We start from the raw sequence: 13,779 nt of genomic DNA on the forward strand, positions 1-13,779 counted from the left end.
CGCTTGCCACAAAGCCATTAGATAATAACTGTTTGCGGGGATGCAACCAACCGGGCAAGATCATTTTCTCAGGAAACTTCCTGTTCGTCACATTTATTGGTTGGTTTATCACATTTTAAAAAAACAGAGAACGGGCTTTTGTACCATTGCATCAGTAACGCACCTAAAATCACAAAAGCCATGTATAAGCAATTAAATATGAAATTAAAGAACGATACCGCCCGGATAGAGTTCTGGATAGTTATGGGGTTTATTACAGCGGCCCTGCTGTTTAATGTAATTGATATTATACTGGCAAACCAGGTAATTTCTGTAGAGTTAACAGCCGTTCTGTTTAACTATCTTATTGTTTTTATAAGTTACCTGCTGCTTTGTTTTTATGTAATACCTGCCTTTGAAAATAAGGAAGACAGGGCCTCAAACACGCTTTTTGTTTTTACATTTATTGCTGCCTGTTTTACCATTGGCATCATTAATATATATTTCGCGGCCCTGCTGGCCATAAAACTGCTGGTTGTTTTTTTTAACAGGAACAGGCAAAACAAAGAGAATGCTTTGTACTACGAAGCAGCATTGCTCACGGCATCGTGGATGTTGCTTATGGTTAGTTTGTTTTATGTATCAACTCCTATAGTGCTTAAATTTTATGCTTTATATGATATACCGGCTGCAATCATCATGTATCTGTACGCTGTACATCGCATATTACCAGCAGGAGCATTAAAAAAACTAAGGTTTTTATCCTATTTAGGGTGGATGCTTTTGCTAACTGTTTTATCTACCCTGGTAATATTGGCCATATGCTTTTGTGCACGAGGTAGTGCCGGGGGGTGGATCGGTCAGTTTTCGTCGCAGGTTATTAATGAGCTTAAAAGCCTCTCTGGTTTGCATGGTATGGATGAGCAAACAATCGCGGTACTAACCATAAGTAACTTTTTTACCCAATTGCTTATTGTAATACCAGCCGCGTGGAATATTTACAAAAGCCGTAACGCAAAAAAAGATGAGGAGATTAAAACGCTGAAAACTGAATTGGGAAAGTCGGACGCCAACCTTAACTTTTTAAAATCGCAGATCAATCCGCACTTTTTGTTTAACGCTTTAAATACATTGTATGGTACCGCATTGCAGGAAAACGCCGGACGAACCGGCGAGGGCATACAAAAACTGGGCGATATGATGCGTTTTATGCTGCAGGAAAATACACAGGATAAGATATTACTGTCGCGCGATATTGATTACCTGAATAATTATATACTGCTGCAAAAGCTGCGTACCTCTACCTCATCGGCAATAACCATAGAAACCCAGATTGAAGACTATTTAGGTGTACTGATGATAGCGCCCATGCTGCTGATCCCTTTTGTGGAAAACGCCTTTAAGCATGGTATAAGCCTGTTAAATCCATCGCATATAAAAGTAACCCTGCAAACCAACGGCAACATGCTTTATTTTGATGTGTATAACAGCATTCATACCAGGAACGAGAACGATCCTGAAAAAGGCCAGAGCGGCATTGGCCTGGATAATGTGAAGCAAAGGCTCATTTTACTTTACCCGGGCAGGCATGACCTCTCTATCCGTGAAAACGCCAGTGAATTTTTCATTCACCTCACCCTGGAGTTAGATATTAATAACTAATTTTAAAGGATGATAGCCATTGCCATTGATGATGAACCCATAGCTCTTGATGTTGTAAAATCGCATGCGGCTAAGGTTCCTTTTATTGAGCTGAAGGCTACTTTCACCAACGCTTTTGACGCGCTCAGTTATTTGCAGCAAAACAAAACCGACCTGATATTCCTCGACATTAAAATGCCCGACATTAGCGGAATTGATTTTTTAAACAGCATTAATAATCCGCCGATGGTGGTTTTTACAACAGCTTACTCCGAACATGCTGTGAAAAGTTTTGAGCTTGATGCTATTGATTACCTGCTGAAACCCTTCTCGCTTTCGCGTTTTTTGAAAGCATGCAATAAAGCGCAGGAACTTTACACCCTACGTAACAAGTATGATGTCGGCGAGGAAACGACATCCATATTTATAAAAGATGGCTATGAGCAAATTAAGGTTAAGCTGGATGATATATTATTTATTGAAGCCGCCGGAAATTACGCGAAGCTATACCTGGAAGGCGACCGCTCGTTGAGCACCAGGGTTGCCATTGGTGATATGCACCTGCTGTTACCGGCTAAAAAATTTATACGCACACATCGTGCATTCATAGTTGCCCGCGATAAGATTAGTAAATTTGACCGTGCGCAGGTTAATATTGGCAATCATATTATACCTATCGGGGCCACGTATACTCAATGTTTGCAGGAATTTTATTGAGTTTACGGCGCATTTACTTATGAGGGGGATTCATTGGCATGCACTGCCCATTTTTCGAGCTTATTAACCACGTCATCTAATTTAAATGGCTTGCTTATATAATCGTCCATACCTGCATCCATACAAATTTGTAGGTCGGTTTGAAGTGCATTGGCCGTCATCGCTATAATAAAGGGGCGGGCCGGGAAACGTTTTTTTATTATTTGTGTGGCTTCCAGGCCATCCATTTTTGGCATTTGTACATCCATTAAAATAATATCGAATGTTTTTTTATTAACCAAATCCAGGGCTTCCAGTCCGTCTGCTGCTAAATCAGCTTCATATCCCAATTTATTCAAAACCTTCATAATCAGTTTTTGGTTCATCTGGTTATCCTCGGCAACCAAAATATTCAAAGGGTACTTTGCCGAAAAATTATCAGGTAACTTATGTTTTGCGGCATCGGCATGCGGCAGTTCATGAATGGGTGAATTTAAGTGTTTACCAAGTTCTTTTACAATATGCTTATGTAAAATATGTTGCTTGGCAGGTTTGGTTAATATAGAGCAAAAAAGGCCGGGATTATCTTTATGGAAAACATAGCTTATGGAGCTCAAAAGCATGATGGGTAATTCGGGGTATTTATTGCGTATTAAGGTTGCCAGCTCAATTCCGTCCATAAACGRCATTTGCATATCGGTAATAACCAGCTTAAAATCATTATTATGTTGTGATAATATACTAAGTGCCTGTTTACCCGAATTAGCAATTACCGGGCTTAGCTTCCACTGTTCCAGCTGACCTTTTAAAATGCGGCAATTGGTATCATTGTCATCAACAACCAAAATTTTACTGTTTTCAAAACCACTCATACTATGGTGTACCTGGGTTTGATCGGGCTGCAGGCTTTTGTGCGAGAGGATGGAAAAATGGAAAGTGCTTCCTTTGCCAATTTCGCTTTCAACGCTGATTTTGCCGCCCATTAGTTTTACCAGTTGTTCGCTTATAACAAGGCCAAGGCCCGTACCGCCGTACTGGCGGGTTGTTGATGAATCAACCTGCGAAAACGCTTTGAACAACCTGTGCAGCTTATCGGCAGAAATGCCAATACCTGTATCCTTTATCTCAAAGCTTAATTCGATGTGGTTTTCTTCTGAAGCGCTGAGCAGGTGTACTGCTACATAGATCTCGCCTTTTTTTGTAAACTTAATAGCGTTACTTATTAAATTGATCAGGATTTGGCGAAGCCTTAAACTATCACCAACAATTTGCGACGGCACATCGTAGTCAATCTGGTAAACCAGGTCGAGTTTTAAGTGGGCGGCTTTTAAAGCAAAAACATCAAAAACTTCTTCAATACAGGTACGCAGGTTGAAATCTTTTTCCTCCAGCTCCATATTACCCGATTCTATTTTAGAAAAATCTAAAATATCGTTGATCACCGCCAGCAAATCTTCGCCGCAGGTTTGTATCGATTCGGTAAAAGCCCGTTGTTCTTCATCTAATGGCGTTTCGGCAAGTAAAGAGGCCATCCCGATAACCCCATTCATAGGCGTTCGGATCTCATGGCTCATTGTGGCCAAAAATATACTTTTAGCTTTGTTAGCTTCCGCTGCTTCAAGGGCCGATTTTCTTTCAACCTCTATTGCCTTGGCCAGTTGCGCGGTGCGTTCTTTAACCTGGCGTTCCAGCTCGTCTTTTTGTTTCAATATAGCGCGCGTGCGGATGAGGTAAAATGTAGGCCCGCCTGCAACAATAATCAAGATAATGATGAGCTTAAACCACCAGGTAAGCCAAAAAGGAGGTTTAATATAAATGCTGATAAATGCGCCTTTGTTATTCCATTTATCATCGTTATTAGATGCCTTAACCCTGAATGTATAATAACCCGGATCGAGGTTGGTATACGTAGCTGTTCGCTTATTGCCCACATAGTTCCAGTCTTTATCAAAGTTTTCGAGCTTATAGGCATACTGGTTTTTTTCGGGAATGGTATAATTAAGGGCAGCAAATTCAAATGTAAATACCGATTGTTTGTAAGAAAGATTTATGGCGTTTGTTTCGCTGATATCTTTTTGAAGCGGTGAATTTTTACCGCCCGCGATAACCGGTTTGTTAAAAATCTGCAAACCTGTTATATAAACGGGAGGAATAAAGTTATTGTCTTTTAAACTATCGGGATAAAAAGTGCTGAATCCGTTAACACCGCCAAAAAACATTTGCCCATCTGCAGTTTGAAAACGGGAGTGGCCTTTAAACTCATCTCCCTGCAACCCATCAGAAATGCCATAGTTTCTGATGATTTTAGTTTTGGGATTAAACCTGGAAATCCCCTTGTTGGTGCTTAACCAGAAGTTGCCTTTCCCATCTTTCAAAATAGTGTAGATCACATTATTTGGCAACCCTTCCCTTTCGGTATATATCGTAAATGTATGGCTGCGCTTGTTAAAATGGTTAAGGCCGCCACCATTTGTACCTATCCACATCTCGCCATCATCTGTTTCGGTAACAGATTCGATAGTGTTGTTTGATATACTGTGTTTGTTTGCCTCATCATGCCGGTAATGCGTAAAACGGCCGGTTTTAGGGTTTAATATATCCAGGCCATTATCGGTACCTATCCACATATTGCCTTGCTTATCCTGGTATACGGTAGTAACAATATCGCCGCTCAGGCTGTTATTATCCCGGGGATTGTTCCTGTATTGGGTAAAAAGGCCGGTTTTTACGTCATAATAATTAAGGCCGCCTTTCCAGGTTCCTATCCATATATTGCCGTCATGGTCTTTATACATGTTGTTGATATCTGAAAGGGAAAGACTGCGCGGATTGTTTGCCTGGGGCATGTGATGCGTAAAGGTTCCCTTTTTTTTATCAAACAAATCAAAACCTCCTATATGATAGCCAATACCAATAAGGTTTTTATCTAATGGTACAATTGCCATTACATAATTATTACTTATGGTATTGCTGTTGTTGTCGTCATGCAGGTAATGAGTAAAGGTTTTTTTCTTCCTGTTAAATAAGTTGAGGCCGCCACCATCGGTACCAAGCCAAATATTTTCATCTGTGTCGTCGCCCGAGATGGCCAGAACGATATTGTTGCTTAAACTATTCGGATTGTTTGGGTTTTGCCTGTAGGAGGTAAATTTATTACCAAACCCGGGCAAAAAGTTTATACCGCCTGAGTAAGTGCCAATCCAGGTATTTCCTGTATCATCCTTATATAAGCAATAAACAGAGTTACTACCAAGGCTGTGAGGATCATTTGCATCATATTTATAACAAACAAACTTATTAGCCTGGTAATCAAGTGTATTTATTCCCCCGTTTTCGGTCCCTATCCACAGCTTCCCGTCGCCGCTTTCCAGCATCGAAAGAATATCATTATGGCTGATGCTGTTACTATTATTGGGGTTATGTTTAAAATTTATAAATGAATCGTTTTTGTTGTTGTATAATGCCAGCCCGCCGCCATGCGTCCCTATCCAAATATTACCCTTACCATCTTTGTAAACAGCTTTTATCCAGCTGGCGCCAATACTTTTATTGTTGGCAGGGTCATGAACATAGCCGACAAACTTACCGTTTTGAGGATTAAAATGATACAGGCCATCATCAGTTCCTATCCATAGCCAGCCATTATTATCCTGGGTAAGCTGGTTTATAAAATCGTTAACTAAACCGTTGGTGGTTTTATCTGTATGTGTGAATTTTTTAAATGAACCATTTGCCGCGTTAAATAAATACAAGCCTTTACTGGTGCCCAGCCAGATCCTTTTTTTATTATCTAAAAAAACAGACCGGACGGAGAAAGTTAAATTGTTACCGGAGTAATGGATAAATGTATTTGTTGCGCGGTCAAATTTGTCAAGGCCGCTTTCGGTTCCAATCCATAAATTACCGGCACCATCTTCCATAATAGCCAATACATAATTATCAATAATCGTGGCTTTGTTTTTTTGGTCGTGTTTATAGTGTGTAAAATGATAGCCATCGTATTTATTTAGCCCATCCTCGGTTCCAAACCACATAAAGCCGCGGCTGTCTTTAATAATGGCAGTTACATGGCTTTGCGAAAGGCCTTCATTGGTACTAAGTCGTTTAAATTGCGGACTTTGCGATTGCGGGTAACACAGGCCGGAGTAAAGCAGGGATATACACGAAAAAAAAAGAAATATCAGCCTCATTTTATGGTGTTGGTGCTTTTCTTGTAAATGTATGTTGTGGTTAACTTATGGTTAAAATAAACAATACAAGCTATAAGCCAAATTGTAATTATGTTGGTTTGTTAACTCATAGGATGACCTTCGCTAAAATAATAAATTACTATTATAAAAAAACGCGTTTTTTTGGCTTTAGTATACTAATAGTTTACTTATTTAAATGATGGGTAACTGCTATTTTGTTTTTTAATTTTCAGTTTTTATAAAAGTGCCGGGCTGGTACTTATTAATAATGGAAAGGATTTTATTTTTTTTGCTTTTATAATAAATGCCGCAGGCTATATGGCTTTTGTTTTAAGTTAATCAGTGTTTTATATGGTACGGAAATAACCTGGAAATTGTTTCAGTTTATTGCCTTTTAGTTAAGTTCATATCTCACCGTCATTGAGGGGCAAGCCCCGGCTATGCTGGGAAAAAACAGTATCGACGTGACTGCAAATGGGGCTGTTGTAGAGACGCATAATTGCGTCTCCCGCAGGACATTCAGTATTTGTGAGATGCGGCAGGTGGCCGACCCTCCTCTCCGGCTGTGCCGCAAAGAGGGTGAAGCTCAATTTTTGTTTTATTGCCCCTCTATGCGACGCAGTCGGAGAGAGGGGCAGACGTCCGTTAGCTAACGGATCGTCGGGGTGAGTCGGCTCGCAGCCATACGATATACGTCATTTCCCATTCAGAGTCCGGATTTTAGCTCTTGCAAATGACAATCTGTTTTATCTAATTTTTAAACAGCTTCTTATAAAAGTTTTTTATAATTATGTATATTACATTCAATTATAGATAAATAGCCCATCGTGTTTTAGATAATAAGTAATGTGATTTTATTGTTATGATAATTTTGCAACTCGAAATGGTCCTGTTTAAATAATTTAGATTGATGAATGAGGAACCGCGCTTTCGGGCAGTAAAACATTTTGAGAATTTAGAATTGGAAGACGGCCAGGAACTGTGCAAACGGGGGCATTTACAAGAGAATTAATGCCTTGTGAATCGTATTTTTATGCAACTACACAATGGGACAGTTTATTTTTTGTTAGTGGCTGCAGCAGTATGCAGCCGTATTTATACTAAACCTGATTACTTCTATGCTACCGAATAGACCTACACCACAAAAGATACAAATACAGGAAAGTACCCCCCATGATCTGATGGCATTTTTTAATGCTATGGATGAGGTTTTCTTTTCTGTTGATATGATAAACATGCAGGTATTGCAGCTATCGCAGGCCTGTGAAAAACTGTATGGTTATAAAGCCGCGGATTTTATTGCCGGCAAGGAGCTATGGTTTGATGTGATTTATCCCGGGGATGAACACATTGTTATTAAAGAGCAAAAAAGATTAGAGCAAGGTGAACTGGCCCACAGTCAATACCGCATTATACGCAAAGATGGGGCGGTATGCTGGGTGGAGAAAAAGACTATTCCTATCCTGGATGAAACAGGGCAATTAATAAGAACAGAGGGGATTATCAGGGATATTACTTCTGGCAAAGCCGAAAAGGAAACGCTTAGATTGAGCGAAGAGCTATACCGGCAGATTGTTGAAACCGCGCAGGAAGGCATCTGGACAATTGATGAAAACGAAAAAACAAACTTTGTAAACATAAAGATAGCGGATATCCTGGGTTACTCTGCCGAAGAGATGATGGGAAAAGAGCTTTATGATTTTATGGATGAAGAGGGCAAGGCATACGCGATAGCCTGCATGGAAAGGAGAAGAAATGGGGCAAAAGAGAATTTAAATATCAGGTATGTAAAAAAAAGCGGCGAGGATGTATGGGCAAACATATCGGCCAATCCAATTTTTGACAAAACGGGTAAGTACAAGGGCGCTCTTGCTATGGTAACAGATATTACCCAGGGTAAACAGGACCAGGAGGCGCTTCAAAAATCCGAAGCAAACCTCCGCGCCATTTTTGACAATACTGATATAGCCTACGTGTTGTTTGATGACGGACTCAACATTGTTTCTTTTAATACCCTGGCGCAGAAGTATGCGGGAGAACGGAAAAGCAAAATGCTGGAGATTGGTTTGCCCATGAAAGCCTATTTCACTGCAGAAAAATGGGCCTTCATGGAGGAAATGCTTGTTAAAGTTATCCTGAACGGAAGTACTGAATATGAAATAAGTTATCCAAAAACCGATGGCACCGTAGAATGGTACCAGATAGAATGGTTTGTTGTAAAAAACAGTGAGCATAAGCATTGTGGTTTTGTAGCGGCTAACAAGAATATTACTGGACATAAGATTGCCGAACTTGAACGCGAAAGGATAACGGCCGATCTTATTAAGCAGAACAAAGATCTTGAGCATTTTACCTATATCATATCGCATAACCTGCGTGCGCCGGTTGCCAATATCATCGGCCTGTCGTACCTGTTTGATGAAAAAGATGGCACATTAAATGAAATGCATGAGGTACTTGAAAAAGCTTCGCAATCGGCAAAAAACATTGATGCGGTTGTTCAGGATCTCAACCAGATTTTGCAGACCAGGAAGGTGGTAAATGAAAAAAAAGAAACGGTGTATTTCAGCAGCCTGGTGAATGATATTAAGGTTGACATGCAGTATATCATCGCAGACGAAAACGTTTATTTTGAATGTGCCTTTGATGAGATTGGCTCGATGTTTACTATACGGAGTTTTCTTTACAGCGTTTTTTATAATATTATTTCAAACAGTATCAAATATCGGCGGGTTGGTATTGTGCCGCTTATTAATATTGAAAGCCAGCAGCTCGAAGAGAAAATCAGGCTCACTTTTAGGGATAATGGCAAGGGGATCGACCTGGCCAAGAATGCCGCCGACTTGTTTGGATTGTACAAACGGTTTGATACCACTATGGAAGGCAAGGGTATGGGACTTTTTATGGTTAAAACACAGGTTGAAGCTTTAGGCGGCAGTATAAAGTTAAAAAGCAAAATAACAGAGGGGACTGAAGTTATTTTAGAATTTCCGTTTACAAAAGCGGATGTCTAAACAGGATAAATATTTGTAAAATAAGCTTCACGCAAAGGCGCCAAGAATATGGATGAAAATGAACTATCCAAAATAATCGTTAATTCAGCCTTTGAAATTCATTATCAGCTTGGTCCGGGTCTTTTGGCATTCTGTCATTTTATAAACAAATATTAAACACACACACCATGAAATTAAATCCCAACCGCGGCATCCGCATATTTAAAATACTGATTATTCTTATCATGACGATTTTCGTCTCAGCATTACAAGCCCAGGTCCCCGCAAGAATCCAAAACATTGTGCTTGTTCATGGCGCATTTGTAGATGGGGCCGGGTGGCAGCCGGTCTATGACATCCTCACCAAAAAAGGTTACAAGGTCAGCATTGCCCAAACTACGCTGACTACCTTTGAAGGCGATGTAGCTGCGGTAAAACGGATAATTAACCAGCAGGACGGGCCTTGCATTTTGGTAGGGCATAGCTATGGAGGTGCCGTAATAACAACGGCTGGTAATGACTCCCTGGTTCGCGGGCTGGTATATATTGCCGCACATGCACCAGATCAAGGCGAATCTGAAGCTGGCAACGGCAAAATTTTCCCGGCTGCTTATAAATCACTGATCAAGGGAAGTGACGGCTGGGACTACATTGACCCAAAAATGTTTGCCGCTGATTTTTCAGGCGACTTGCCAAAACCCACAGCAGATTTTATGGCTAATTCTCAGACGCCTACAGCCGACCTGGTATTCCATGCCATCATCCAAAACCCGGCCTGGAAAACAAAACCTGTTTGGTATATGGTGGCAAAATCCGACAGGATTATTAACCCGGATTTAGAACGGATGTATGCCAAAAGGGCCAATAGTAAAAAAACAGTGGAAGTCGACGGAGCAAGCCATAGTGTCTATATAAGCCATCCTAAAGAGGTCGCAGACTTGATAATTTCCGCAACTGTCTTTCGCTAAAGGAGGACAGGGGGGAATGTAACTATTGCTGACTTAGGGCGGTTGCTGATATCCAAGGCCAGATTCGGTTAGTTGGTTCAGCGTTTTGGGTAGGCTGCTGGTAAATTTGCCCAAGGTAAGCAGTTATGGAAATATGGGTAAATTGGCTATTCTAATGCTGACATTTGTTTTCTGTATTGTTTCGTGATCGAACTCCGAAGCAATTTTTTCAATATTGCTTCAATTGACCTTTAATTTTTGTAGGTTAATTGAATCTTTATTTTTTCGTCAATTGAAAATAATGGCGATAAATATTTTTTTGATAATAGCGACATAGGTTAAAATACCTATGCCGCCTTAACTTACATATGATAAAGGATAATATAGTAATACCTTATTCATATAATCCATAAGAAATAAATATCTTATTAATATTGCTCATTTAGCCTTATATTAACGGCTCCAATTAATTAAACTATACTGTATGGGAAAACCCTTACTTACGCATAAGTTATACCTGTATATAAGGTACATTGTTATATATAGTGTGCTAACTATTACCGCCACATCATCCTGCCTGGCCCAGGCTAATTCTGTAAAGGGGCTGTTTGAGCGGCTTAATACAGCAAAACACGATACCGACCGGGTAAATACCTACTACGCTATTTCCAGGCAATATTGGGGTAAAAATGCCGACAGCGCGCTTTTAATGGCGCAAAAATCGCTTGATCTTGCACAAAAAATTCATTTTGAAAAAGGGATCGCGTTGGCATATGTGTCGAAAGGGGTAGCCCTGGGATACAAGGGAAAATGGCCCGAAGCGCTGGAATGCCATTTTCAATGTTTGCGCATCAGCGAAAAATTGGGGATGGAAGGGTTAAGCGGGAATGAATATAATAATATTAGCGGCATGTACATCAGTATGGGGGATTATCCCAAAGCGCTTTATTATAACCGCCAAGCTTATAAAATAGCCCTGAAGCAAAATGATCCCACGCATCAAGGTGTAGTTAGCCTGCTGATAAACTTAGGAGAAATATTTAAGAAAAAAGGGCAGCCTGATTCGGCCATAGCTTATAATAACCAGGCGCTGATCATAGCTAAAAAAGGAAAAGATCTCGCCACTGCAGCTATTGCCTTGTATAACATTGGCGAAAACTACGTCGCCAAAAAAAATTACCCGCTGGCACAGGTTTATTTTTACAAATCGCTTGATATTGCACAAAAAATCGGTGATGATGAAGGTGTTGCTTATTGCCATACTGGTTTGGCCCTTACTTGCTATTATACAGGTAAATACAAGGCCGGTATGCTGTATGCGCAAAAAGGGCTGGAAGAGAGCAAAAAATCGGGTATTGTTGAACTTATTGCAACTGCCTACAACGTGCTGTACCTAACCAATCAAAAAGAAGGCAGTTATAAAAAAGCGCTATACTACCGGAACCTTGAAGTTGCCTTAACCGACAGCCTGAAAACCGCGGAAAAAGAAAAAGTTATCAGGAATATTCAATCAAGTTATGAGCTGGAACAAAAGCAAATTCAAATTAACCTGCTGAATAAGGATAAGATAATAGGGCAGAAGAAACTGGAGGAAGTAAAATTGAGGCGGGATATACTAACCGGGAGCGCTATATTTTTGCTGGTGCTTGCCTTCATCCTATTCAGAAACTACACACAAAAAAGAAAGCTTAGTGAACAACTGGCCTTGCAAAACAAAGATATATCTGCACAAAACCTGCAGCTGGAAGAGTTGGTACACGTAAAGGACAGGTTGTTTTCTATTATAGGGCACGATTTGCGGGGGCCTATCCATACCATCAGCCATATGATGGATATGATAAAGGAAGATGACCTATCGGAAGAAGAAAGTAAGTATTGGATTGAGAAAGTAGCTGATACCCTTAAAATAACAGCGCATTTGGTTGAAAACCTGCTGTACTGGGCAAAAAGCCAGATGGATGGTATCGAGGCTAAGCCCGCCGGCTTCAATGTGCAAAAGGTAATTGAACAAAATGTAACCCTGTTGAAAGAGCGGGCTGCCGAAAAGAAAGTGTTGGTAACAGGTGTGGAGCTTGCCAGGTCTGAAACTGTGTACGGAGACGAAATCATGATTGATATCGTGATCAGGAATTTAGTAGAGAATGCCGTGAAATTTTCAGAAGCAGGTGATACCGTTACCATAGCTGCCGAAAAAAAGGATTCGATTATCGTTATAACGGTAAAAGACAACGGGAAAGGCATCCCGGAGGACGCCCAGGCAAAAATATTTGATAAATTTTCGTCCTACACAACTTTTGGTACAGCCAGCGAAAAAGGAAGCGGGCTCGGTCTTTTATTATGTAAAGAGCTGGTAGAAAAAAACAACGGTACTATATGGTTTGAAAGCAAGGCAGGCATCGGCAGCTCGTTTTATTTTAGCATACCATCATTGAATAATAATTGAAAGATTGCCTGACAGTCTATTTATTTAAAACCTTATTTTAACACTATACAAATCAATCATGAAAAAACTAATGCTAACCTTATCCTTAGCCCTAACCTGTTTAATCGTTTCGGCGCAATCATTTGAAGGCAAAATAGTTTACAGCAATGCCATTAAAAGTAAAATACCCAATGTAAGCGACGCCCAGTTTACCACCATGATGGGCAATACCCTAAACTATTACATAAAAGGCGGCGATTATAAATCGGAAATGAATGGCTCCATGATGCAATGGCAATTGTACGTTAACGCAGATAACAAGCTTTACAGCAAAATGAGTAACTCCGAAGCCGTGCTCTGGAATGATGGAGCAGTTAATTCCGATGAGGTGATCAGTACCGAACTGCACAAAGCCGTTATTGATATCCTGGGCTATAAATGCGATGAACTGGTGCTAACCTGCAAAAGCGGCGTACAGAAATATTATTTCACGTCTGGGGTACCGGTTGATAGTAAATTATATATCAACCATCAATTTGGTAACTGGTATACTGTGCTGTCAAAAACAAATGCCATCCCCCTAAAAATGACTATCGACAATGCCCAGTTCTATATCGAAAGTACGGCAACCGAAATAAAACCGGGTAAACTGGATGCCGCCATGTTTACTTTACCAGCCGGTGCGGCATTGCAAAAAAGTCCTTTTTGATATGGGTATCTGGAGGGTTCATCCGGGTGTTTCATAAGTGAAAGTAAGGTCTGCCGGAGGTAATGGGGCGGTGCTTCAATGGGTGCAAAAAGAAAGATGATTTTTCTTGATTTTTCTCCTATTAATATTCATTAAATGCATCTGAAGTTCGCTAAAGTTTGATTTTTTTTGAATATTTCTTTTCTTCATATATTATCCGCAG

Annotated in this window: 7 protein-coding genes; 6 read left to right on the forward strand and 1 reads right to left on the reverse strand. The window is 40.3% G+C overall.

Annotated elements, in window-relative coordinates; translation table 11 throughout:
• Positions 1-180: 180 nt before the first annotated feature.
• Both AC1DO4_RS00725 and AC1DO4_RS00730 read left to right on the forward strand, forming a co-directional pair.
• Positions 181-1,641 (forward strand): sensor histidine kinase, encoded by a 1,461-nt coding sequence (locus AC1DO4_RS00725; protein ID WP_477412013.1) that lies wholly within the window; start codon positions 181-183, stop codon positions 1,639-1,641.
• 9 nt (positions 1,642-1,650) lie between these two features.
• On the forward strand, positions 1,651-2,337 hold the full coding sequence (locus AC1DO4_RS00730; RefSeq protein ID WP_477412015.1) for a LytR/AlgR family response regulator transcription factor: 687 nt from the start codon (positions 1,651-1,653) through the stop codon (positions 2,335-2,337).
• A 17-nt stretch (positions 2,338-2,354) separates the two neighbouring features.
• Here AC1DO4_RS00730 and AC1DO4_RS00735 read toward each other — a convergent pair whose 3' ends face one another.
• On the reverse strand, positions 2,355-6,506 hold the full coding sequence (locus AC1DO4_RS00735; protein WP_477412017.1) for a two-component regulator propeller domain-containing protein: 4,152 nt from the start codon (positions 6,504-6,506) through the stop codon (positions 2,355-2,357).
• 1,118 nt (positions 6,507-7,624) lie between these two features.
• Here AC1DO4_RS00735 and AC1DO4_RS00740 point away from each other — a divergent pair.
• From AC1DO4_RS00740 to AC1DO4_RS00755, 4 genes are all read left to right on the forward strand, one after another.
• Entirely contained in the window at positions 7,625-9,520 is a 1,896-nt protein-coding gene (locus tag AC1DO4_RS00740) for a PAS domain S-box protein (RefSeq protein ID WP_477412019.1), read from the forward strand.
• A gap of 167 nt (positions 9,521-9,687) precedes the next feature.
• Positions 9,688-10,467, forward strand: a complete 780-nt coding sequence (locus AC1DO4_RS00745; RefSeq protein ID WP_477412021.1) for an alpha/beta hydrolase — start codon at positions 9,688-9,690, stop codon at positions 10,465-10,467.
• A gap of 463 nt (positions 10,468-10,930) precedes the next feature.
• Positions 10,931-12,889 (forward strand): tetratricopeptide repeat-containing sensor histidine kinase, encoded by a 1,959-nt coding sequence (locus AC1DO4_RS00750; RefSeq protein ID WP_477412023.1) that lies wholly within the window; start codon positions 10,931-10,933, stop codon positions 12,887-12,889.
• 58 nt (positions 12,890-12,947) lie between these two features.
• Entirely contained in the window at positions 12,948-13,577 is a 630-nt protein-coding gene (locus tag AC1DO4_RS00755; protein WP_477412025.1) for a hypothetical protein, read from the forward strand.
• The last annotated feature ends 202 nt before the right edge of the window (positions 13,578-13,779 follow it).

Source organism: Mucilaginibacter sp. P5_A6 (assembly GCF_056400585.1).